General features: G+C 67.2%; 22 protein-coding genes and 1 tRNA gene. 13 read left to right on the top strand and 10 right to left on the bottom strand.

From position 1 onward, the window contains the following. The first annotated feature begins 49 nt into the window (after nt 1–49). Together CF165_RS38675 and CF165_RS38670 are read left to right on the top strand one after the other, a co-directional pair. Nucleotides 50–490 carry a PaaI family thioesterase gene (locus CF165_RS38675; RefSeq protein WP_093952561.1) on the top strand — a complete coding sequence of 147 codons (441 nt, stop codon included), beginning with the start codon at nt 50–52 and terminating at the stop codon, nt 488–490. 5 nt (nt 491–495) lie between these two features. Then, nucleotides 496–1467 (top strand): LysR family transcriptional regulator, encoded by a 972-nt coding sequence (locus tag CF165_RS38670; protein ID WP_093952560.1) that lies wholly within the window; start codon nt 496–498, stop codon nt 1465–1467. Here the strand turns inward: CF165_RS38670 and CF165_RS38665 are convergent. Then, nucleotides 1433–2203, bottom strand: a complete 771-nt coding sequence (locus CF165_RS38665; RefSeq protein WP_093952559.1) for an alpha/beta hydrolase family protein — start codon at nt 2201–2203, stop codon at nt 1433–1435. The genes CF165_RS38670 and CF165_RS38665 overlap by 35 nt on opposite strands. A gap of 549 nt (nt 2204–2752) precedes the next feature. Here CF165_RS38665 and CF165_RS38660 point away from each other — a divergent pair. The 5 genes from CF165_RS38660 (at nt 2753) to CF165_RS38640 (ending at nt 7610) form a co-directional block, all read left to right on the top strand. Then, nucleotides 2753–3904 carry a branched-chain amino acid ABC transporter substrate-binding protein gene (locus CF165_RS38660; RefSeq protein WP_093952558.1) on the top strand — a complete coding sequence of 384 codons (1152 nt, stop codon included), beginning with the start codon at nt 2753–2755 and terminating at the stop codon, nt 3902–3904. A 110-nt stretch (nt 3905–4014) separates the two neighbouring features. After that, complete coding sequence (locus CF165_RS38655) at nt 4015–4983, top strand: branched-chain amino acid ABC transporter permease (protein ID WP_093952557.1); 969 nt, start codon at nt 4015–4017, stop codon at nt 4981–4983. Beyond that, entirely contained in the window at nt 4980–6137 is a 1158-nt protein-coding gene (locus tag CF165_RS38650) for a branched-chain amino acid ABC transporter permease (protein ID WP_093952556.1), read from the top strand. Before CF165_RS38655 ends, CF165_RS38650 begins: the two co-directional genes overlap by 4 nt. Continuing rightward, a complete protein-coding gene (locus tag CF165_RS38645; protein ID WP_093952555.1) occupies nt 6134–6907 on the top strand; it encodes an ABC transporter ATP-binding protein in 774 nt (257 codons plus the stop codon). Before CF165_RS38650 ends, CF165_RS38645 begins: the two co-directional genes overlap by 4 nt. Continuing rightward, a complete protein-coding gene (locus CF165_RS38640) occupies nt 6897–7610 on the top strand; it encodes an ABC transporter ATP-binding protein (RefSeq protein ID WP_093952554.1) in 714 nt (237 codons plus the stop codon). Before CF165_RS38645 ends, CF165_RS38640 begins: the two co-directional genes overlap by 11 nt. A 45-nt stretch (nt 7611–7655) precedes the next feature. Here the strand turns inward: CF165_RS38640 and CF165_RS38635 are convergent, their stop codons facing one another. Both CF165_RS38635 and CF165_RS38630 read right to left on the bottom strand, forming a co-directional pair. Next, nucleotides 7656–8183 carry a DUF4352 domain-containing protein gene (locus tag CF165_RS38635; protein ID WP_093952553.1) on the bottom strand — a complete coding sequence of 176 codons (528 nt, stop codon included), beginning with the start codon at nt 8181–8183 and terminating at the stop codon, nt 7656–7658. Between the two features lie 33 nt (nt 8184–8216). Next, nucleotides 8217–8831 (bottom strand): ANTAR domain-containing response regulator, encoded by a 615-nt coding sequence (locus CF165_RS38630; protein WP_013227937.1) that lies wholly within the window; start codon nt 8829–8831, stop codon nt 8217–8219. Between the two features lie 198 nt (nt 8832–9029). On the opposite strand from CF165_RS38630, the gene CF165_RS38625 reads away from it, so the two are divergent. Together CF165_RS38625 and CF165_RS50555 are read left to right on the top strand one after the other, a co-directional pair. Continuing rightward, a tRNA-Leu gene (locus CF165_RS38625) sits at nt 9030–9106 on the top strand. A 1004-nt stretch (nt 9107–10110) separates the two neighbouring features. Continuing rightward, nucleotides 10111–10923: a hypothetical protein gene (locus CF165_RS50555; RefSeq protein WP_143268764.1), complete on the top strand. Its 813-nt coding sequence runs from the start codon at nt 10111–10113 to the stop codon at nt 10921–10923. 396 nt (nt 10924–11319) lie between these two features. Here the strand turns inward: CF165_RS50555 and CF165_RS51855 are convergent, their stop codons facing one another. Together CF165_RS51855 and CF165_RS53525 are read right to left on the bottom strand one after the other, a co-directional pair. Then, entirely contained in the window at nt 11320–12792 is a 1473-nt protein-coding gene (locus CF165_RS51855) for a tyrosine-type recombinase/integrase (RefSeq protein ID WP_093952552.1), read from the bottom strand. Then, entirely contained in the window at nt 12789–13046 is a 258-nt protein-coding gene (locus CF165_RS53525; RefSeq protein WP_093952551.1) for a helix-turn-helix transcriptional regulator, read from the bottom strand. The genes CF165_RS51855 and CF165_RS53525 overlap by 4 nt, the downstream gene beginning before the upstream one ends. A gap of 713 nt (nt 13047–13759) precedes the next feature. Between CF165_RS53525 and CF165_RS38610 the strand changes: the two genes are divergently transcribed. After that, the gene (locus CF165_RS38610) at nt 13760–15079 is read left to right on the top strand and encodes a hypothetical protein (protein WP_143268763.1); all 1320 of its coding nucleotides are present in this window, start codon (nt 13760–13762) and stop codon (nt 15077–15079) included. Between the two features lie 76 nt (nt 15080–15155). Here CF165_RS38610 and CF165_RS38605 read toward each other — a convergent pair whose 3' ends face one another. From CF165_RS38605 to CF165_RS38600, 3 genes are all read right to left on the bottom strand, one after another. After that, on the bottom strand, nt 15156–16688 hold the full coding sequence (locus CF165_RS38605) for a hypothetical protein (protein ID WP_093952549.1): 1533 nt from the start codon (nt 16686–16688) through the stop codon (nt 15156–15158). Between the two features lie 235 nt (nt 16689–16923). Beyond that, nucleotides 16924–17091 carry a hypothetical protein gene (locus tag CF165_RS51850; RefSeq protein WP_167441702.1) on the bottom strand — a complete coding sequence of 56 codons (168 nt, stop codon included), beginning with the start codon at nt 17089–17091 and terminating at the stop codon, nt 16924–16926. Nucleotides 17092–17177: 86 nt separating this feature from the next. Further along, nucleotides 17178–17546 (bottom strand): hypothetical protein, encoded by a 369-nt coding sequence (locus tag CF165_RS38600; RefSeq protein ID WP_143268762.1) that lies wholly within the window; start codon nt 17544–17546, stop codon nt 17178–17180. A 493-nt stretch (nt 17547–18039) separates the two neighbouring features. Between CF165_RS38600 and CF165_RS38595 the strand changes: the two genes are divergently transcribed. Further along, nucleotides 18040–18339: a hypothetical protein gene (locus CF165_RS38595; protein ID WP_093952547.1), complete on the top strand. Its 300-nt coding sequence runs from the start codon at nt 18040–18042 to the stop codon at nt 18337–18339. 120 nt (nt 18340–18459) lie between these two features. Then, entirely contained in the window at nt 18460–19254 is a 795-nt protein-coding gene (locus CF165_RS38590; RefSeq protein WP_240521968.1) for a DinB family protein, read from the top strand. A 116-nt stretch (nt 19255–19370) separates the two neighbouring features. Here CF165_RS38590 and CF165_RS38585 read toward each other — a convergent pair whose 3' ends face one another. Together CF165_RS38585 and CF165_RS53520 are read right to left on the bottom strand one after the other, a co-directional pair. Continuing rightward, nucleotides 19371–20093: a hypothetical protein gene (locus CF165_RS38585; protein ID WP_093952545.1), complete on the bottom strand. Its 723-nt coding sequence runs from the start codon at nt 20091–20093 to the stop codon at nt 19371–19373. 389 nt (nt 20094–20482) lie between these two features. Further along, on the bottom strand, nt 20483–20611 hold the full coding sequence (locus tag CF165_RS53520; protein ID WP_276209752.1) for a hypothetical protein: 129 nt from the start codon (nt 20609–20611) through the stop codon (nt 20483–20485). A gap of 141 nt (nt 20612–20752) precedes the next feature. Here CF165_RS53520 and CF165_RS38580 point away from each other — a divergent pair, with 141 nt between their 5' ends. Next, complete coding sequence (locus CF165_RS38580; protein ID WP_093952544.1) at nt 20753–22075, top strand: AlbA family DNA-binding domain-containing protein; 1323 nt, start codon at nt 20753–20755, stop codon at nt 22073–22075. Nucleotides 22076–22404: the final 329 nt, after the last annotated feature.

Raw genomic sequence — 22404 nt, 5'->3', positions numbered from 1 at the left:
GGCTGAGGGTCCGACACTCTTACGTGTCGCATAGGAAGAGGAGCACTGCGTGACCGAACGCGCCGCAGACGTCGCGGTCGACAACTACGCCGGTATCGACCCGGCCGCCGCGGACCAGCAGCTGAACGACAAGGTCGGCATGAAGCTCCTGGAAGCCACCGCGGAACGCGTGGTCGGCACGATCCCGGTCGAGGGCAACCTCCAGCCGTACGGCCTGCTGCACGGTGGCGCCAACGCCGTGCTCGCCGAGGCGCTGGGGTCGACGGTCGCCGCGCTCAACGCGGGCCCGGACCGCGCGGCGATGGGGCTGGAGCTGTCCTGCACGCACCACCGGGCCGTCCGGTCGGGCACCGTCACCGGCGTGGCGACGCCGCTGCACGTCGGCCGCGGCACCATCACCGCGGAGATCGTGCTGACCGACGACGAGGGCCGCCGCACCTGCACCGCCCGGCTCACCTGCGTGGTCCGGGACCGCCCGCCGGGCGCCTGAGCCTCGTGGACCTCGACGTCGCCCAGGTCCGGGCGTTCGTGGTGACCGCGGAGCAGCGGCACTTCGGGCGGGCCGCCCAGTCGTTGTTCCTCACCCAGCAGGCGTTGTCGAAGCGGATCCGGAAGCTCGAAGACGCGCTCGGCACGCCGGTGTTCCTGCGCACGCCCCGCTCGGTCGAGCTGACCGCCGACGGCGAGCGGTTCCTCCCGCACGCGCGCGAGCTGGTGCGGGTGGCCGACGCCGCGGTGGCCGCGATGGGTGCCGAGGACCGGCCGCTGCGCCTCGACCTCGTCGACCACCGGCTCTCCCCGATGTACCTGCTCCGGCGGCTCGCCGCGCACGAGCCGGGGCTGCGCATCGACCGCGTCGCCGGCCGCGGGTTCGCCAACGCCATCGACCCGCTGCTCTCCGGCGAGCTCGACGCCGCCTTCGGCCGGGTGTCCGGCTGCGGGCGGCCGCTGCCGGACGAGCTGGAGCACCGTCCGGTCCGGCTCGAGCCGCTGGTCGCCCTGCTCGCGCCGGAGCACCCGCTGGCCGTGCAGGACGTGCTGCGGCTCGAGGAGCTGCGCGCCGACGGGATCTGGCTGCCCGGGCTCAGCGGCCCCGCCGAATGGCTGTCCTACCTGAAGGAGCTGTGCGAGGCGTCCGGTGTGCCGATCGACGACTCCGGCGTCAGCTACGACCTGCGGCACACGCTCGAGCAGACGCGGTACGGCAAGCGGCGCGTCACGCTCGCCGGCGCCGACATGGAGCTGGCGCCCGACCTCAACCTGAAGGTCCTGCCGTTCGAGCCGTCGCCGTTGTTCCCGTGGTCGCTGGTCTGGCGGCGCGGGAAGGCGCACCCGGCGCTGCGGCGGCTGCTGGCCGTCGCCGGGCGCACCAGCCGCGAGGAGGACTGGTGCGCCTACGACCCGGAGCACGCCTGGCTGCCGGCCGACGACGTCAGCCTCGCAACCGCCGCGCGAACCACTCGGTGAACGCCGCGTCGACGCGGGCCGCGGCCGGCGTCCCCGGCGGGAACTCGTGCGCCATCCCGTCGACCGTGACCAGCTCGGCGCCCACCTTGTCGCGCAGCGCCTGCGCCGGCTCCCGCACGGCGACGTCGTCGTCCGCCCCGGCGACCAGCAGCAGCGGCGCGGTCAGCTCGGCGGCCCGGTCCACGTAGTCGTGGCGCGCCGCGACCGCGCGGGACCGCTCGGTCCAGGTGTAGGTCACTCCGAAGCGCCGCTCGTTGGCGGCGATCATCGGCGCGAGCTGGACGACCGGGCTGGCCACCGCACCGGCCGCGATCCCGGCGTCCCCGCGCGCCAGCACTTCCAGCGCCACGATCGCCCCCGCCGAGCCGCCGAACACCCCGAGCGGCCCGGTCGCGCCCGGCAGGCGGTCACGCAGTTCGGCCAGCGCGGCCGGGAACTCGCCCGCCGCCTGCTCGGTCACCGGCCCGAAGACGTTCAGGACGGCGTCTTCGCTCGCGCGCCGGAAGACCTCGTCGTAACCGCCTTCGGGCAGCCGCGCCCCGGAAAGCGGCAGCCCGAAGTACACGCGCCACGCCTGGAGACCCGCCATCGGCACGGCCTCGGCCATCGCCCGCTCACTGGCCGGCACGTCCATCAGGTGCCAGCCCGCCACCAGCGCCGCCGGCGCGTCCGGGTCCGCCGGCGGTACCGCCACGAACGGCACCCCCGCGGCAACACCCTCGACCATCTCGCCCATCTCGTCTCTCCCTGTCTTTCGGCTGCTTCCAGCGAACCGCCGGGGCGGGGTGCGGGTCCAACAGCCGTTCCGGCGGCCACGACAACCGTTGGTTGTGACAGCCGGGTCCGGCCGGATGGCCTTTCGGGCAGACCTGAACAAGGGGGCGGTCCGCTCGGCGAGCCGAACCGGACGTAAGGTGCATCCCTACGGCGGTGCCCGCTCCCCCGCGACCCCGTCAGAGTGAACAGCCGGTCACCGGGAAACCGGCCACCGTCCGGTCGCCGAAATAGGCGATGACATACCGGTGAAACATTGCTGTCACCCATTCGCAGCACGTACGCCGATACTTAGCATCGCTGCGTGACCAGCAGCGGGCCACGGGGAAACATCGTTCGCCTTTTCGTGCAATTCGTGTCGGTTGCGATCGTCACGATGTGGACACAGAGTAGTGAGGCCGCCTGTGCACAAGACGGGCGAGAGGGATATCTTCCTGCCCTAACCTAGCCCCTGTGTCGGGGGCAACGCCTACCGGCGATGGTTGGTCATGGGAGGTAGTCGGTGTCAGGAGTGCGTTTTGGACGGGTTCTCGCCCTCGCAGCGGCGACGTCGCTCGCGCTGGCGGGCTGCGCCGGTGGCGGCTCGTCGAGCAGCGGTGACGGCAGCACGCTGAAGATCGGGTTCATGGGCGACCTGACCGGGGAGAACTCCGGGATCGTGATCCCGCCCCGCAACGGTGCCCAGCTCGCGATCGACGAGTACAACGCCACGAATCCGAAGACCAAGCTCGAGCTGAAACCCTACGACAGCCAGGGCAAGCCCGACCAGGCGACCTCGCTGATCACCACGGCGATCGGCTCGGACAAGATCACCGCGCTGATCGGCCCGGCCTTCTCCGGCGAGTCGAAGGCCATCGGCGGCCAGCTCGAGCAGAACAAGATCCCGAGTGTCTCGCCCTCGGCGACGAACCCCGGTCTGGCGAAGAACAACTGGGCCTACTGGCACCGCGTCGTGGCGAACGACGACGACCAGGGCCCCGGCATCGCCAACTTCCTGATCAAGGCCAAGTCGCCGAAGACCGCGTTCGTCCTCTCGGACGACCAGGAATACAGCGTCGGCCTGGCGGACGCCTTCGAGAAGACCCTCAAGGGCGCGGGCGTCGCCGTGCAGCGCGACAAGTTCCCGAAGGACGCGCCGGACTACTCCTCGACCGTGCAGAAGGTCAAGGCGGCGAACCCGGACATCATCACCTTCGGTGGCTACTACGCGCAGGGCGGCCCGCTGCTCAAGCAGCTCCGCGACGGCGGCGTGAAGGCCATCTTCGCCACCGGTGACGGTTCGCTCGACCCGCAGCTGGTCTCGGGCGCGGGTGCCGCGGCCGCCGAAGGCGCGGTCATCGGCTGCCCGTGCAACATCCCGGACGCGAGCACCCCGAGCGACTTCGCCACCAAGTACAAGCAGAAGTTCAACGTCGACCCGGCGATCTACGCGACCGAGGGCTACGACGCCGCGACCGCCATCATCAACGCGGTCAAGGCGGGCAACACCACCGGCGAGAAGATCAACGAGTTCCTCAAGACCGAGGACTTCAAGGGCGTCTCGAAGCAGATCAAGTTCAAGCCCAACGGTGAGCCGGAGACGAACGCGATCTACGTCTACCAGGTGGTGAAGGGCGCGATCAAGAACCTCGGCGCGTCGACCGAAGCCAAGATCACCGGCTGACGAAAGCGGGAGAACACCAGAGACGGGAGCGGGGGCGCTGTGCGAACACAGCACCCCCGCTCCCGGCCCGTATCCCCTGTCCTCGCCCTGTCTCGTAAGGCGCCCACGTCATGTTGCAGACCCTGCAAGACCAGTTCCTCGGCAGCACCATCGGCGGACTGGTTCTCGGCTCCATCTACGCCCTCGTCGCCCTCGGCTACACAATGGTCTACGGCGTCCTGCGGCTGATCAACTTCGCCCACTCCGAAATCTTCATGATCGGGACGATGACGTCCCTGTTCATCCTGGCCAGCATCGCCACCTCCGGCAACATCGTGGTGGGCCTGGGCGCGATGATCCTGCTCCTGCTCGCGCTCATGCTCGCCTCCGCGGTCGTGTCCGGCGGTTCCGCGGTCGTGCTGGAGCAGGTCGCCTACCGGCCGCTGCGCAAGCGCGGCTCGTCGAAGCTCGCGGCCCTGATCTCCGCGATCGGCGCGTCGATCTTCCTGCAGGAGCTCTTCGCGCTGGTGATCATCCCCAACGTCTTCAACAAGTCGGGACGCGTCCCGCAGAACGCGCCGCGGTTCGTCGACCGCGACACGCTGTTCCCGGTCGGCAACGCCGTCGTCCGCACCGACCAGGTCCTGGTCATCATCGGCGCGGTGATCGTCATGGTGGTGCTGGACCAGCTGGTGCGGCGCACCCGCATCGGCCGCGGCATCCGGGCGACCGCCCAGGATCCCGAAGCCGCCGTGCTGATGGGCGTCTCGATCGACCGCATCGTGCGGATCACCTTCCTGCTGGGTGGCGCGATGGCCGGTGTGGCCTCCGCGCTCTACCTGATGGAACTCGAGAACACCGGTTACCGCGTCGGTTTCGTGCTCGGTATCAAGGCGTTCACCGCGGCCGTGCTCGGCGGTATCGGCAACCTGCGCGGCGCGCTTCTCGGCGGCATCGTGCTCGGCCTCGTCGAAAACTGGAGCGCGATCTTCCTCGGTTCCGAGTGGAAGGACGTCACGGCGTTCGTGGTCCTCGTGCTCGTGCTCATGTTCCGCCCCACCGGCATTCTCGGTGAATCCCTCCAGCGAGCTCGCGCATGAAAGGCGACGGTGTGACTACCCAGGAAAACACTCGCCGCTCGTTCCAGCCGGTGAACGGCGCGCGGGACTGGTGGCAGCACGCGCCGATGTGGCAGCGCTACCTCGTCTACATCGCCCTGATCGTGTTCGCGCTGATCCTCCCGGCACCCTGGATCGGCTCGTTCATGTCGCCCGCCTCGGACTGGACCAGCGTCCTGATCTTCCCGATCGGGACCTACATCCTGCTGGCGATCGGCCTGAACATCGTGGTCGGCCTGGCCGGCATGCTGGACCTCGGGTTCGTGGCGTTCTTCGCGATCGGCGCCTACACGGTCGCCATCTTCGGCACGAAGTTCGGCTGGAACGTGTGGCCGACGATCCTCGTCGGGATCGTGCTCGCCGCGGTGTCGGGTGTCATCCTCGGCGCCCCGACCCTGCGGCTGCGCGGTGACTACCTGGCGATCGTCACCCTCGGGTTCGGGGAGATCGTCCGGATCACCGCGAACAACACCAACTCCATCGGCGGTGCCCGCGGTATCACCAACATCCCGCACCCGTCGCCCATCTTCGGCATGGAGTTCCTGCTCGACCCGGCGCCGTACTACTACCTGATCCTGGTCGCGATCGTGCTGGTGATCGTGTTCTCGGTGCGGCTGCAGAAGAGCCGCGTCGGGCGCGCGTGGGCCGCGATCCGCGAGGACGAGGACGCCGCCGAGCTGATGGGCGTGCCGACGTTCAAGTTCAAGCTGCTCGCCTTCGCGATCGGCGCCATGATCGGTGGCTTCGCGGGCGGTATCTACGCCAGCAAGGCCGTGTTCATCGCTCCGGACAACTTCCCGTTCATCCTGTCCGCGACGATCCTCGCCGCGGTCGTGCTGGGCGGCGCGGGCAACCTGCCGGGCGTCATCTTCGGCGCCTTCCTGGTGGCCTGGATCCCCGAGCGCCTCCGGTCCGTCGATTGGCTGAAGCACCTGCTCGGCGACAAGGACCCGGCGGAGTTCCGGATCCTGCTGTTCGGCGCGGTCCTGGTGCTGATGATGGCGCTGCGGCCCGAAGGCATCCTGCCGTCACGACAACGAAAAGCCGAGCTACGGGAAGGCACCGGCGGCATGGGCTCGCTCGGTGGCGAAGTGGCCGGACCCGGCACCGAAGCCGCGGCGGAGGTGGCCAAGTGACTCCCTTGCTCGAGTTCGACAACATCACGATGCGCTTCGGTGGTGTCACCGCCCTGCGCGAAGTGAACGTCTCGATCAACGAAGGCGAGATCTTCGCCCTGATCGGCCCGAACGGCGCCGGCAAGACCACGGTGTTCAACGTGGTCACCGGCGTCTACCAGCCGACCGAAGGCGAGGTGCGCTTCGGCGGCGACCGCATCGACGGGCTGAAGCGCTTCCAGGTCACCAAGCGCGGCATCGCCAGGACGTTCCAGAACATCCGGCTGTTCCACAACATGTCGGCGATCGAGAACGTCATGGTCGGCGCGGACGCGCACCACAAGACCGGCGCGATCGGCGCGGTGCTCGGCCTGCCGTGGCACCGCCAGGAGGAGAAGCGCGGCCGCGAGCGGGCCCGTGAGCTGCTCGACTTCGTCGGCATCGGCAAGGTGGAGCACGAGACCGCGAAGAACCTCTCCTACGGCGACCAGCGCCGGCTGGAGATCGCGCGGGCGCTGGCCACCGACCCGAAGCTGCTGCTGCTCGACGAGCCCGCGGCGGGCATGAACCCGGCGGAGAAGAACGCCCTGCAGGCGCTGATCCGCAAGATCCGGGACGACGGCCGGACCGTGCTGCTCATCGAACACGACATGGGCCTGGTCATGCACATCAGCGACCGGCTGGCCGTGCTCGACTTCGGGCAGAAGATCGCGGAAGGGCTCCCTCAGGAAGTGCAGACCAACCAGAAGGTCATCGAGGCGTACCTGGGGGTGTCCGAAGATGCTTCTTGACGTCCAGGACATCAACGTCCACTACGGCAAGATCGCCGCCCTCAAGGGCATGAGCATCCAGGTCGACGAGGGCGAGATCGTGTCCCTGATCGGCGCCAACGGCGCCGGCAAGACCACGACGCTCAAGACGATCTCGGGGCTGCGCCCGCTCACCAGCGGCAAGATCCTGTTCAACGGCCAGGACATCTCGAAGACCCCGGGGCACAAGCGCGTGCTGCTCGGGATCGGCCAGTCGCCGGAGGGCCGGGGCGTGTTCCCCGGCATGACGGTGCAGGAGAACCTCCTGATGGGTGCCTACACCCGCAAGGACGACCTCACCGCCGACCTCGACGAGGTCTACGAGCTGTTCCCCCGGCTCAACGAGCGCCGGACGCAGTTCGGCGGCACGATGTCGGGCGGCGAGCAGCAGATGATCGCCATCGGCCGGGCGCTGATGACGAAGCCGAAGGTGCTGCTGCTCGACGAGCCGTCGATGGGCTTGGCGCCGATGCTGATCGCGCAGATCTTCGACATCATCCGCGAGATCAACAAGCGCGGCACGACGGTGCTGCTGGTGGAGCAGAACGCCCAGCAGGCGCTGAAGCTGTCGGATCGCGCGTACGTGCTCGAGACCGGTCGAGTGGTCAAGAGCGCCCGCGGGGCCGACCTGCTGGACGACCCGCAGGTCCGGGCCGCCTACCTCGGTGGCGACCTGGGCGTCTGAGGTTCTTTTCCGGGGGCCCGGCACTTCGGTGCCGGGCCCCTTTTTTCACAGCTTGATGTCGGTGCCGGTGACGTTCTTCATGTCGGTGATGGTGGGGCCACCGAAGGCCCGGAGCGTGACCGGCTTCCGGTCCTTGGGGATGTCCCAGTAGAGGTCGAACTCGACGCGCACGCCGTGCCCGAGGTCGAACTGCCGCGGCTGGCGCTTGATCACCATGGCCTGTTCTTCCGGCGGGTGGGTCGCGCCTTGGTCGTCGACGAGCAGCTGGCGCCCGGTGTCGAACAGGACGCTGGAGGTGCCGGTGTTGGTGACGACGAGCCGCAACCGCACGAACTGGCCCTTGGCGGGGAACTCGGTGTGGCTCCCGGTGATGCTGGGCAGCCCGGCGGCCAGGCCGATGAGGGTGAACTCGGTGTCACCGTTCTTGGCGGGCGGCAGCTTGAGGGCGGTCTCGTCGGGGCGGACCTGACGAGGCGGCAGCTCATAAGTCGTCGGTGCGGGCGCGCTGGGCTGTTCGGCCTGGCAGCCTGCTGCGCTGATGAGGACGACGACGGCCAGCAGGCGGAGTTTCACCTGGGTGATTCTGCCTGCCGGCCGTCGGTCCGGCTAGCTTCCGATGCTCTCGACGACGGCCTCGGCCACGGCCTTCATGGTGGTCCGCCGGTCCATGGCGGTGCGCTGGATCCACCGGAAGGCATCGGGCTCGGTGAGGCCTTGCCGGCTCATGAGCAGGCCCTTGGCGCGGTCGATGACCTTCCGCGTCTCGAGCCGGTCGGTGAGCCCGGCGACCTCGGCCTCGAGGGCCTGCAGCTCGGAGAACCGGCTGACGGCGAGCTCGATGGCAGGCACGAGGTCCCGCTTGGCGAAGGGCTTGACGAGGTAGGCCATGGTCCCGGCATCCCGCGCCCGTTCGACGAGGTCCCGCTGGCTGAAGGCGGTGAGGATGACAACGGGAGCGATCCGGTCCCCGGTGATCTTGGCGGCGGCTTCGATGCCGTCCAGCTTGGGCATCTTGACGTCGAGGATCACGAGATCGGGCTTCAGATCGGTGGCCAGCGAGATGGCCTGCTCGCCATCCCCGGCCTCCCCGACGACCTCATAGCCCTCTTCACGCAGCATTTCGACGAGATCGAGCCGGATGAGAGCCTCGTCTTCCGCGACGAGCACCCGACGCTGCGGCACGGTGGCGGCACCGTTGGCCTCGGTAGCCTGATCGGTCACCGGGGTCCTCCTGAAGACTCGGCGGGGGTTGACGTCTCGCGGCGTTCCGCGAACCTGAAGCCTACCGGGAACGATCCAGAAGAAGAGATGGCGTTCACCACGTAGTGGCGGGCATGACACTGTGCTCGCGCTCCGCCTCGGAGAGGCCGGACCCGGAGGTGGGCGGGGTCGGGTGATCCCGTAGAGTCAAGACGTCACGCCCCCGTAGCCCAACTGGCAGAGGCAACGGATTCAAAACCCGTGTAGTGAGAGTTCGAATCTCTCCGGGGGCACCACCTCTGACCTGCGAAAACAGGTCTCTGAGCGGGCCTGATTGGAGCAGCGATCCAGTCCGGGATGTCCGGTTGTGTACGGCTGAAACCGGTGGCGTGCGGCCAGTCGCGGTCTATTCGCGGTCTACTTTTTGGCGGATCCGAGGCCTCGGAAGGGGCTGGCGGCCTGCCGCGCGTGAGTGCCGGAGACGGTAGCGGGCGGCGGTGTCCTGGCAGCGCGGAGGTGACTCTGGCCCACCGATGTCGCCGGCGTTGGCGGCCTGGCGCGCTCGGCCTCGGCGCCACCTCCGGGGCGCGCAGGCCGGCATCGTCACAGCTGCTCCGCGCCGCCATCATCGCGATTGGCATCACGGAACCCACTGCGCGGCGGGTGAGATGTCGTCTAGCCTCGTCGTGGACCAGTGCGTTGCCGGTCGCGGGAACACCGCCAGCAGCGCAGAAGCAGAGCAGGTTATCTCACTGTTCCTTGGCCATCGTCCGCGCTCCCCCACACCTGCAATGCGGCATAGAGTGCGTCGGCGTGGATGCGGTGTGGATCTTGCCTTTCGTGGCGCGGATGCATTACGGCCAGCAGGTGATGGACGATAATGTCGGCCTGTCTTGCCGTCATTGGGGTCCCTGGGTCGCTGCAGGTGCCGTGACGGCCGTGGCCGGTGGTGGCACCGCGTGGGTCGGGCTGGAGTCGACAGGCAAGATCGACAGCGTGGCCGGGGCCGTGTGCTGGGCCTGGGGTTGTGGGGCAATGGACTGTTGCGAGCCCGGCGAGCAGACCCTCCGGCCGCAGCGGTGGCGAACTCCGTCGCCGATGCGACGAACCCCGAGGTGGCGCTACAAGCCGCGCTCAGCGGTAGCCGACCTTTCGTCTCAGTCGAAGTTGCGGTAGTCATCTTGCGATCGGTGCCCGCATGCTGCCCGCCTTGGTCGGCGCGTCGAGGTGCAGCTCGCGGAAAGTTTCACGGAGAGTCGAGTAAGATCCGTCGGCAATGTGGTCAACGATCTTATCAAAGATGCTGCAACGCGACGGCAGTCGCTGGGTTCTAAACGGCCGGGTGTCCGCGAGGAGACGTCTTCGGATCCTTCAGGAAAACTTCAATCCCGAAGAGGTGCGTACCATCACGCAACATCAGAAGGCGGTGAACAGACGTTCGTTCGCGTCTGGACTAGTTACAGTCCTCCTTTTCGTCTGGGATGTGGCTGTTGTGAGGGCGGCACCGTCGAATACCGCTTGGGGAACCTACGTGCTCGGCTACATGGTTATGCTTGTCATACCCACGCTGGCATTTCTGACTTCTGTTCTGCGAGTCATCTCCTTCAATCTTCCACAGAGCCTTGTCCTTCGACTCGCCGACACGCTGACAGCATTGACTCGACTTAAGCATATGTCCGAGATAGACTTGACGGGCACTCGAGAAATTTCGCGGTTCTACTGGCAGCTTAACCGGGCGCATCGCCGACTACTTGTCGATGCGAACTATGTTGCTAGAGTACTGTGTCGCATGCGTGGCGTCTCTGCGGAAGAAGATGACTCCTCGGTATTTTATCTAAGTCGCTGGCTGGCCTGGACCTCGGCTGACCTCGGAGATGCATTTCGCTTAGACCAGGCGCGAGCAGCTGTAGTGGAGGCCATGCGACACGCAATGCTGCCGAGACCTTACCTGACACTGATTATTGCTGAACCGCCAATCGATGCAAGTCGCCCTCCAGAAAGCCGTGAACAAAAATTTTCTCGGGCACTACTCGCACTTTCGAGCCCCCTAGGGCTAGCGCTTATTGCATTGCTCGCAGCAATTGTTTCAGCTGTGGCAAAAATCTCCAGCTAATAACTCTCTTGCGTTTCTAGCGTCGGCCGAGAAGTAATAGTTTCCAGGATATCCAACTTGTCTACCCAGTTAGTGCCCCGAGAGGCAGCTTGTCGGTATCTGATGGAACGCTACGACGAGCTGGTTCACCAATACGCCGCGCTCCCCGATCTGGGACGGGCCGGGTTCGGCTACCGTCCCGAGTTCTGGCGGGGTTTTTCCGCGCTACAACGTAGCTGCGGCGATCCTGGCGCAAGTCGAGCGGCTCGGTCCGGAATGGCTCCCGAGCAGTCCAGCCTGCTGGCCCAGCTTGTCGAGGCCGCAGCCACTGCCCAGACCCGTCGCCGGACGCCGCGGGCAACGACACCACGGAGCGCACGCCGCCCCAGCCAGGATCGATGCCCCGATCGGTCGGCGCTATCCGTTGTCCGCTTCATCCTCGTCCTCGTCGTCGAGGGGCAGGCCAAGGATCCGGGCGATCTTGCCCAGCGATTCTTCTTCCAGCCCGGCCAGGACCTTGGCGTACACCTCGTGCAGCACCGCAACCGAGTGCCCCGCCCACAACGCCACCTGAGCCGAGATCACGCCACCCGCCAGCCACGTCGACACGCACGCGTGCCGCAGATCGTAGGGCCGACGAGCGAGCGGCGACCGGTACTCCTCCGGCGTTAGCGCGGCCTTGCGGGCCTTGTCCCATACCCGCGCCAGGGTCGACTCGGCGACGTCGCCGCCGTCCATGCTCCGGAACAGCCGGCCATCGTCGACCACGCCGTACTGCTCGAGGTGGCGCTGCAGGAGAGCGGTCAGCGGCGGCGGGCACGGCACCGGCCGCACCTCCCCCTTCGCCCGTTGCTTGAGCTGGCGGCGGTCACGCCGCTGCCCGGTGTCGGTCCAGGCAGCGCCGGCGATCGGGGCTGTCTCCGACACCAGCAACTCGCCCCAGCCCTTTCGCGGGAGCTTCAGGTCGATGTCGCGCAGCATCACTGCTTCTTCTGGCCGCAGGGCCGAGTAGTACATCGTGGCGAAGCACGCGACCAGCCGCGGCCCGGACGAACGCCGTTCCACGATCACCGGTACATCCGAGCCCCGCGGAACCCGCATCACCTTCTGCTCCGCCACCGCGGCCAGCAACCGCGGGCCCTGGGTGGTGTTGACCACGACGCGGGTGTCGATCGCCCGGACCCGCTTCGGTGCCGTCCACTTCACCTCCGGCAACCGGTTCGCCGGCAACAGGTCCCGCTCCACCGCGTATTCCAGCGCGTTGAACACGACCGCGCGTTTGCGGAACACCGTCTTCGCCGCGGCGGCCGTCCCGTCCATCTTCAGCGCCAGCTGGTCCAGCACACCCCGCAGCGTCGTCAGGTCCCCCAGCCGCGATACGGCGACCGTGTTCGACTCCAGCCACGCCAACGCCGCATCAATAGCAGGAGGCTTGGCGGTCTCGCGCCGGACGGTGTTGAACGCCCAGCCCGTCATCGCTCGGCGCAGCACCGCGTCGTCCGGCTTCCCACGGTGGCCCGTCAGCAGCGCCAGCGTCGCCGTCGCCAGCGCGTCAGCGTTGCCAGAGCGGGATTTCGCGGCCGCTCGGCGCCACTTCATGTCCACATACGCCTGCGCGAAGCTGAACCAGGTCTGGTCGTTGCGCGTGCGTGCCATCGACACGGGCAGGCCGTCGGAGATACGGAATGCTTCGCCGTTTCGCTGGGCCACGATCAGCTTGGAGCGGAAGCTCTCCGCCAACGTCGAGTTCGCGAAGGACTCAGGGAACACCTTGCCCGCGACCACCCACCGGACCGTGTAGGACTTCTTGCCCGGCTTGCCGTCCTTGCGCGGACGGCCGGTCTTGACCCGCACGTCCCATATACGGACATCGAAGGTCGTGTCCGTCACGCAGAAGCCTCCTCGCGCGAGGCAAGCCAGCGATCGAATGCGGACCGCCGGAACCGCAACTGCCGGTTGGGCAACTGCACACAGGGCGGCGCGCACCTCTTGGCACGCCAATCGTTGAAGGTGGAGCGGGTAACGCGCAGTGTGGCGCAGACCTCGTCGACGGTGAGGAGATCCTCGGGAACCGGTGACTCGGTAGCGGATGACGCGTGCGGGGACTCATCGCGGGTCAGGCGTGCGGGTCGGTGGGCAGGCATCGGAGACCTCTCCCAGTGTCGAAGAGCTGTCTCGTTCCAACCCGCGCTGCGCGCGGCGAGCCCCGTCCGAGTCCGTCCCTCGTCCCGCGAACCCAAGAAAGGGTCACCGCGGTCTGGCATCCGCCTGGATCGGCCGGTGTCATCCGGACACCACCTTGCCCCCAGACTAGCCAACCGCAGTGCGATCGCAACACCGAATCCGCGCACGCGATGTGATTTCTGCATGATGACTAGTCGCCTTCAGGTCCGTTCCAGGTCCGCGAGAGGATCCAGCGTGGGTGTGGCCTATTCCAGGCATCCCTCCGGCCGCTGCGACGTCACACCAAGGGACAGCTGCCGGAACAGAGAAGTCCAGGGACTGACCGCGGTCTCGGCGGGGTCTTCAGCCGGCGTCCTACTGGTCAGCCTCGCTCCAGCACCTTCCGGCTCGCAGGACTCTTTCAGGTCCGGTTGGCGGCTTTGCCGACACCAGTGACTGCAGTCACACAACCGATCCCGCCCCTCTGGCGTTCGGCCGCCACAAATAGACGCGTAGGTCGGTCGCTGATGAACGCCCACGGTCTCTGCGAGGGTGGCGCCGGTCAGATGTGACCGCCGGGGCGGCAGCGCGCCCGGAGCCTGCCGGGAGCCGCCAGTTGCCGCTGCCCCGGCGGGCGCCGAGATATCGGAAGTGGTTTCCTGTCTCTTCGTCACGATCATCAGGAGAACACCCAGTGCCCGAAGAAGGCAGCAAGCAGACGACCCACGGATCTGGGATGTCATGTGGTCTGCGCAAGCTGACCTCGGATGAGATGAACTGGTTCTTCCACCACCTACGCCAGCAAGTCCCGGAACTCGCCTCTTGTGGCCAGGCGGCACATGCCGGCCGTCCGAACCTGACGTTCACCTCAACCTCTGCGGCCAGCACCTTGCGGTTGTTCTTGAGCAAGGGTCGGGAGCTTCACTATGACGTTGTCGGCACGGTAAAAGATGTCTCCGCGGAACGCGCGTGGTGGTCGACTGTGGTGGCCGAGGCGGTGCGCAGCTTCACCTCCGATCCGCCACGACAGCGGTCGTGGGTGGCAGTGATCGGGCCTGCGCCTGATCAGGGGGCGGCCTTGGAACGCGGCGTCTTCGTGCCGACGCGGCTGGAAGCGCCTGTTGAAATCGGCCCGATGGTGCTCTCGCCGGTGTCACAGTGGATCACCCAGGTGTATCCGCATCCAGCCGACCGATCCCGGCCGTACCCGGTCTCGTTCTGGCCGATCGAGGTTCGAGGGACCGTGTCGGCGCACTACACACCAGGCGCTCAGGACCTCGCGGCATACGACCTGGCCAGGCTCTGCCTGCTGCTGTCGCTGGCCTGGAATCAGTCGTGGATTCACTGGACTTGGCCACACGTCGACGAACCCGATGCCCTCAACCGCTACGTCGACGACTGGCAACTGGAGATGGTGCACTGCTGGCGTCCCCAGCCGGCGCCACCTGTGCCAGCAGCCCAGCCTCTGGTCGTCCCGCCCTGGCTGCCAGATGCCTGGTCCTTGCTCGAGCAACGCGCAAGCAAGTCACGAGCTCTGGAGGCATGCGACGCGGCACTGCGCGATGTGGCCGAGGGCCGCCCCTCGGCAGCCGGAGTCCAATTCGTCGCCATGCTGGAGCAACTCACTGGCGCTCCCGCCGGCGGCAACGAGGCAGCGAAGCTGAGGCGCAAGGCTGCGCTCGGTCTGCTCGCCGAATTCTTCGCCAATGGTCAGGCGATGACCAAGGAAGACGAGAAACTGGCGGAGGACATCCTGATGTATGGGTTGCGGTCCGCCACCGGGCACGCCGGGACTCGGCACGGAAGCGAACCTCGGCTGGGCATGCCGATCCGGGTGACCTCGATTGACGGCGATCCGGCACACACCTACGGGATGAAGGTTGATGTTCTGAGTGAGGTTTGCCGCGCCATGCTCGTTCACAGCCTCGGTGGTCCACCTGCAGATCCCGAACTGATCAAAGATCGTTGGCGTGCCATCACGAGTGGAGCCCTGATCATCACCGACCGCGTGTAGAACAACGCACCCCAGCCAGGAGGCGAAGCTCACTGAGGCCGCATCGTCAGCCGGTGCGGTGAGGGCGCGGAACGTCTCAGGCCTCGGCAAGCCAGCGTCGCCATGCGGCGGGATTCGTGCCGGCGTCGAGCGGGATGCCGAGCTGGGCTAGCGCACCGGGGTAACGGTCTTCGTAGACGGCGTTGACGGCCGTGGCGTACTCGGCTTGGTGCAGCAGCCACGCCGCCGGCAGCCGACGACACCGCAGGGTCTCACCCCGCTCCCCCGCGAGCTCGCCGTCGATCACCCCGCGGCGCAACAACCCGGTGACAAGCTCTGTCCGCTCCCTCATTCGGCTATTGCACGAATCGATCCTCGTGCCGTCATCGGGGTCAATGGCCAGGAGGTCGATGATCCTCCACGACGGCGGGACGGCTTTGACCTCGACTGCTGCGGCCAGCCAGGGCAGTTCGAGCATCCGGGCCATGTGGACGCGGTGGTTGCCGTTATAGCCGACGCGGTAGAGCGGGCCGGCCCAGCCGGGGGCCATCATCAGGACGATCTTCGGGGTGAAGAGCTTGAGGGTGAACGCGTCCACGTCGTCGGCGCCCAAGAGCCCGACTGCGATGTCCAGCGGTGTCTCATCTCGGTGCCCTCCGAAGTCGCCCCACACGGGGTGACGGGTGCCGACAACCAGCCGGGTCGGTACCCACATCACAGTGTTGGCGAAGCCAAGATGATCACGATTGTCGCCTGACGGGAGGGCGGTGAGCACGTTCTGGTGACGCAGCCGCTGCGGATCGGCGGCATTGAGCTCCGCGGCGCGTTCGGCGAGGAACCCCTCGGCATCTCCGGTGCGGCGGCGAAGAGCGTCACGGGCTTCCTGAACCGCGGCTACGTGCTCGGCATACGCCGCACCGCGACGGGCCAGCAGCTCCGCCACCGAGGGGCCCTCGGGGGAACGGTCAGCATCCGCGACATTCGAGGCGACCGGCATGGGGGAAGACGGTGGATCGAAGACGATCTTCGGCGGCCGATCATGGAAGAACCAGGCCAGGGTGTGCGCCGCCGATGCGGCAGTCGCCGCGCTCCCCCAGAACTTCCACGGCGCCACGTCGGCGGCCTGGGCGCTGGTGGTGGCGACGAAACCGCCGTGCTCATCGATGTCGACCGTCCACACTGGGGTCTCGGACGAAGGGGCGCGGCGCATCGATGCGAGATCCGCGTCGACCAGGGCGGCCCGGTGCAACGTGGATTTTGTCCGGATTTCCTCCATGGTGGTTCCGGCTTCCAGGACGAGCCCGTCCAGGCTGTGGGCCTCGGCAATCAGCTCGTAAGCTGCGTTGATCTGCGAGCGCAATTCCCGTGCCGACTCGGTGATGGCCGAGACATCGAAGTAGATCCGTTCGGACTCGAGCAGGGCCAGAGTCCGGTGCGCGTGATCGGACGCGCTCAGCAGCGCATGCCACAGGTAGCTCCAGTCCGGCTCGTCACCGGCCTGTTCCTCGGGCGCTGCGTCCGCTTCGTCGATGCCGTGCACGCTTTCGGCCAGGAAGTGGCCGATTTGCGCGCGCTCGTCCTCCTCCAGCAGGTGTCCCAGTAGGAGGACCAGCCGACCGATGGCCGTCATGAGACGCCCCCTGCGCGTCGTCGGCTACCTCGCCTCCGGTCCGGACTGGCAACGCGTTGATGCGGAAGTGCGGTCCATGACCGGACCCGACACGCGGATGCTCTGCCCCCAGCCTCGTCAAGGATGCCAGGGTCGGCGACGCTGACCGGGCCAAGGTCGGCGGTGGCCAGCTGCAGCGTCATCGTGTCCCCGGCAGGGGGCGCGATCCCGCTGATCGCTGGCAGACAGGCCCCCGTCACGAGCTCGAGCCGTCCGTCTCGCCGTCCGCTTCCCCGCCCGGGAATGACCGGCGCACCTCCGCCGTGGGCTCGTCTGGGTACATGGCGGCCGACACCGCGGCATCGTAGGCATCATCGAGTCCGGTTCCGCTTGCGCCGACGATGCTTTCCCAGTCGAATCCCATGGACGGACCTTAACCCGCATCCCAGGGTGGCCCGGGCCAGCATGCATCCCTCCGGTGTGCAGCTGCTCCCCTGAGCGGGCTCCCCTTCAGCTCTGGAAGCCCTTGAGGAACACAGCGAAGTTCGCCACGGCATCGCCGACCAGCTCACCACGGCTCACCACGCCGTCGGCGTCGTCAGCCTCAACGGCTTTGGCCATCACATCCAGGGCGTTGATCACCAAGTCCCGGCTCGTCGTGAAGGCGCCAGCGCTCTCGGCGGGGACCTCAACCAGTCTCACAGCCTCCATGACAGCCTCGGTCGCGAGCGCCGCCCACTGCGCAATGTCGGCGGTCCGGCCGTCCCTGACCGCTTGCCGCAGGCTCACCAGCGCCTGTTCCGTTGCGAACTCCGCGGTGAGCAGAGCCATCTCCTTCCGCAGCAGCTGCTCGGAGGCTGCCGGCTGGCCTGGTGTCATGCGCGCAGGGTACCGACCACCACCGACAGTTTTGCCGCACGAGGCTGAACGCCTGCCCGACTCCATCGGTTCGGCCAGCAGGCGAGTCGGCTGGACCGTGTCGAGCGCAAGGCCCGAACGAGACCCTCATGAGTCCTGATAAGCCGATGTCAGCAGGCGGAGAGCCATGGACTCCAAGGACCCGTGCTGGTCCGATGCTGGGCTTCTTCAGGTCCCCCGAAGGTCTGCAACGAGACCAGACCTTCGACGTGGCCTGTTCGAGGTCTTGTTCTGGGCGCGAGGGCGTCCTCGTGCGGGCTACGAGGGCGTCGTGATCAACTGTTGGACTAATTGAGGTCTCCGCCTAGTGCGTTCCAGGTCCGTCGCCGGACATCGAACGACAGAAACTCGGCTCACGTGCCAAATCAGGCCGCAGATACGCGGCGGTGCGGCTTACCGGGCGCCGACGGTGCGGCAGGTCCTACACGGCCAGAGTCTCTGTAGTGTCGCAATTATGACGGCGCTCGTGATGTGCTTCGAGTTGAAACGCCCGGTCGACGAGAGCCTTAGGATCGCATTGGAACGGTGGCTCGAGGTCGCGAGGACCGTACCGGGATTCGTGCGGTTCTCGTTCGACGCTTCGGATACCGAGGCGATCGCGACACTGGTCGTCGACGACCCGGCCGTGGTGGATGCGATCAACGTCGCAGTGGGCACGACGACGTGGGTCGACGACAACGTCGGCCCCTATCTTGCACGGCTGCCTCACGTCGTCCAGGGCGAACCGATCGTCGAATCCGCGGCCATCGGCTGAGTCATCACACCGGGCATTGCCCTCCGCACCTGGTCGGCGACCTACGGTCGGGCGCGTCGGGAGCAGTGGCCGTACTTCTCAGACTGTGACGAGGCCGCGCTGCTTCAGTACGTGGCGCGGGTGGGACGGGTGCGCGAGACTGCGTCGATGGTTTCCGAATACGTCCAGAGCGACCAGTTCCGCGGTGCTCGTATCCACCTGTGCAACCTCACCGGCCTCGAGATCCGCGATTGCGAGGTGACCGGCCTGAAGATCGTCGACTGCTACGGCAGCGACGTCTACCTCGGCGGCTATTTCGAGCGCCTCGTCGTCAACGACGTCGACGTGACCGCCTACGTCGAGGCCGAACTCGATCGCCGGCACCCCGAGCGGGCGCTGGCGCGGAATGCGGCTTCTCCCGAGGACTACCGGGCCGCCTGGGGCGCCATCGAGACCTTGTGGGGCGCGACGCTCGACCGGGCCAGGCTGTTGCCCGAGGCCACACTGCACGAACAGGTCGACGGCGAGTGGTCGTTCGTCGAGACCCAACGGCATCTGCTGTTCGCCGGCGATGCCTGGCTCGGCAACGCCGTGCTCGAGGAGGAAGCGCCCTACCACCCGCTGGGCTTCCCCGCCGGGGGAACGCCGCCGGAAGAGGCGGCGAAGCTCGGCCTCACCCTCGAAGCCACCCCGACGCTCGACGAGGTGCTCGAGCCGCGGCTCGCCCGCATGGCCGCGATGCGGCGTGTCGTCGACGGGCTCACCGCGGCCGAGCTTGACCGGGTGTGCGGTCGCAAACCGGCTGACTCGTATCCCGAGCAGGAGTACGTCGTGCGCCGCTGCCTCAAGGTTGTACTGAAGGAAGAAGCCGAGCACCACCGTTACGCGGTGCGCGACCTCGCGGTACTCGAGGCAGGTGTGTCTGAACCGCAGTAGTCGCCGAGCGGTTTCCTCTGCCAAGACGGAAGTGCCGACGCAGGAGCGGCCCCTTACGTCCGTGCTCGACGGTGCGTGTGTCTCGCTGCACGGTCAGCGGCAGAAGACGCCGCGTCTCAACCTGCGACGGGACGGAGGATCGGCTGGACGGCGAACGGCCGATACCCGGCTACGGCGGGCAGGTCGTAGTGGTCGAACCGGCCGGACCGCAGGTCCCAGCGCACCAGCCGGCTCGTGCCGCCGCGCTCGCCGGTGAACACCAGCGTCGTCGGTGTCTCCCAGAACGGGGCCGAGGGGATCGCCGTGCTGAGGTCGCAGCCCTCCGGCAACGGGTGTTCCTCCGGTGCGCCGTCGTCGAGGAGCCAGACCGACGGCGGCGCGTACTGGAATGCGTACAGCAGCTCGCCACCTGGGGCGAGCTCGTACTGCCGGTCGGCCGGCACCGGGGTCCGGGTGCCGTCCGGGCCGTGCCGGAAGACGCCGCCGGCGCCGCGTTCCAGCGCCGCGCCGGAGAGCGGATCGACGTTCCAGAGGCCGGGCGCGAGCGGTTCGGGGTCGGCGCCCGGGCGCCAGCGGAACGTTCGGCTCCCGATGTGGGAGCCATCGGAGTAGTACAGCGCACCGTCGATGACGGCCAGCGCGCGGCGCGTCAGCTCGTCGGCCGCGGGCAGGGACGCGACCCCGCCGGTGGTGACGTCCAGCAGATGCGGCCGATCCCACGACCGGCGCCCCACATGGTGCTCGACCCCAGCCAGGAACCGCCCATCGGCACTGCGCACCGGGTGGAACCCGAGGTCGACCGGCAGCCGCTCGGTGGTGCCGTCCCACCGCACCAGCATCCCCGGACTCACCCGACGTCGCCACAACGATCCCCACCGGCGTTTCGTGCGCGCGATAGCGGTGATGGTCGGGGGACACGGCTGAAAACGACCGGCTCGCCCGCCCGCCACACGGTGACCTCACCGTTCCCGCCGACGACGCCGGCCCGCGGCGGCATTCCCGGGACAGTGGCCGGGTTTCCGACCGCGACGGCACCGGACACAGGCATGGGCACCGACCGCCGTGGCAGCGCCACGACCCCCTCGCCGACTCGCCGCACCAAATGGTCCGACACGGCGAAAGCGAGCAAGGCGGGAACCTCGCCCGGCGCGACCAGAAGCCGCTCCGCGACGTCGCCGACCGGAGCGGGATCGCCCCACGCGGCAACACTGGTGAGGTCCGCCGCGGCCTACGTGTACCGGGCACTGGGGGCCGCCCGCTCCACCTGCGTGGCCAGGCATTCCGGCAGGGTGACGCGGTCCGCCGCGAGCGGCGGGTGTTCGGCGAGCCGGTAGCTGTCGCCGTCCTCGACCAGCACGTCGGCAGCGACCGGGAGGGCGACCGCGTCCCGGTGAGTCGCCGGGACCTCGACGCCGAGTTGCGCACAGATCGCCGCTTCCGGTTGACGACGGGTCGTGTCGTCTGCGCGACGACCCGGCGGGCAGCCTAGGCTGACGACATGTCAGTGCACTTGCCACGCATCGCGGCCAAGCTTGGTGCCGACTTTGCTGACCTTACCGCCGAAGACTTGAAGGGCGCATGTGTGGAGCGGGTCGCCGAGGATGTTCAACTCGACTTCAAGTCAGAGAACTCCTACACGACCACCAAGGACGGATTGGACGAACTCGCGAAGGACGTCACAGCGATGGCCAATGCACAGGGCGGCCTCCTTGTGATCGGCATCGCCGAAGATGCGAACGGCAACGCGGCCAACCCACAGGTGGTGGATCTTGCCAACGGCGACGACGTGATCAACAAGATGTACCAGGGGCTCCGGTCAAGGGTGGTGCCCATGCATCCGGCAGTTGAGATCCGGACCGTAGAAGATCCAGGAACACCGGGATCAGGCTACTACCTGCTTGGCATCCCACGTAGCTCGTTGGCGCCACACGCGGTGCGACGGTCGACACGGCCAGAGTATTCGTACGCCTTGCGTCTTGGTAGGACCACTGCATGGCTGGAGGAAACGGAGATTGCAGCTCGCTATCGAGACCGTTTTCGGCAAGCACAAGAACATGTCGCTCACGTGCGTCGGGTGTTTGATCAGGGATGCGCCTGGCTCTCAGGAGCACGTGCCGAGAACTCAAATCTATGGCTAGAGCTGGCGGCCGTTCCGGCTGTCCCAGCCGAGCGCCGTGTGGACAATGCATTCATCAATCAGATAGCAGGCTTCTATGGCGAGCTTTCGCGATGCGCGCCACTATCCGAACTCGCAAGAGGTTTCCTTGGTCGTCAGCCACTTGTTCTTCGAGGGCGGCTACGCATAGCTCACTCTCTTGTCTTCGCCGAGTGGCATACCGACGGGTCTTGCTTCATCCGGGTAGGCATCACCAGGGGAACCCAGGACTCCACGCCGAGGCTCAACTTCACGATGCTTGAGCTCGGAGTGCTCGGGTTGCTTCAATTTGCCATATCATACGCCAATTGGTCGGGTGCATATGGCGATGTCGACATCCTGGCAAGGACCGCCGGCCCAATTGCCGTTCGCTCGGACTTGAGCGCACCGGCGAACGAGAATTTTCTAGACGATTTCGACACCATTGTGGAGCGTAGCTCGGATGAGCCAACTCACCTCACGGTGCCATTACATTCAGTAGCCGAGGATCCAAAACAACTCCTGGCATCCGCTCGCAGTATCGCTGAGGACCTCGTCGCCGACTACGGCCAATCCGAGACGACTTTCTTTCGGCCAGATGGTTCACTTGTCTGGCAACGACTGGGCAGAGACAGTCGTGAGCAGCTTTTGACGTGGATGACCCAGGTTGGCCTATCGGACCAATGATGCGTTGGGCGGCGAGGCGGACCTCGCGCAGCTCCCCGGCATATCCGAGCATCCAGACTCCATCCGGGCCGCCGTGCCGCTGCCGGAGCCGAGCCGCGTAGCCGGCCAGCGGTTCGCCGCTCATCGTGGCGATCCGCAGTGGTTGCCCGCTGGTGAAGATCCCCCTTGCAGTGGCACCATCACGCTGGTGGCGTATGAGCCGTCGTCGATCTGGCCGATCATGATCTCGGCGTGCCGGCGCATCCATCCCGGCATCGCCACGTCAGCCTGCCGGGCGGCGAACTGCTGTACGCCGCGCCACGGGGAGCCTCGGACTCGGACGAGGTCGA

This window comes from Amycolatopsis vastitatis, assembly GCF_002234595.1.
Lineage (GTDB): Bacteria > Actinomycetota > Actinomycetes > Mycobacteriales > Pseudonocardiaceae > Amycolatopsis > Amycolatopsis vastitatis.
Note: the sequence above shows the minus strand (reverse complement) of the source record. Positions and strands in the feature narration are given on the sequence as shown.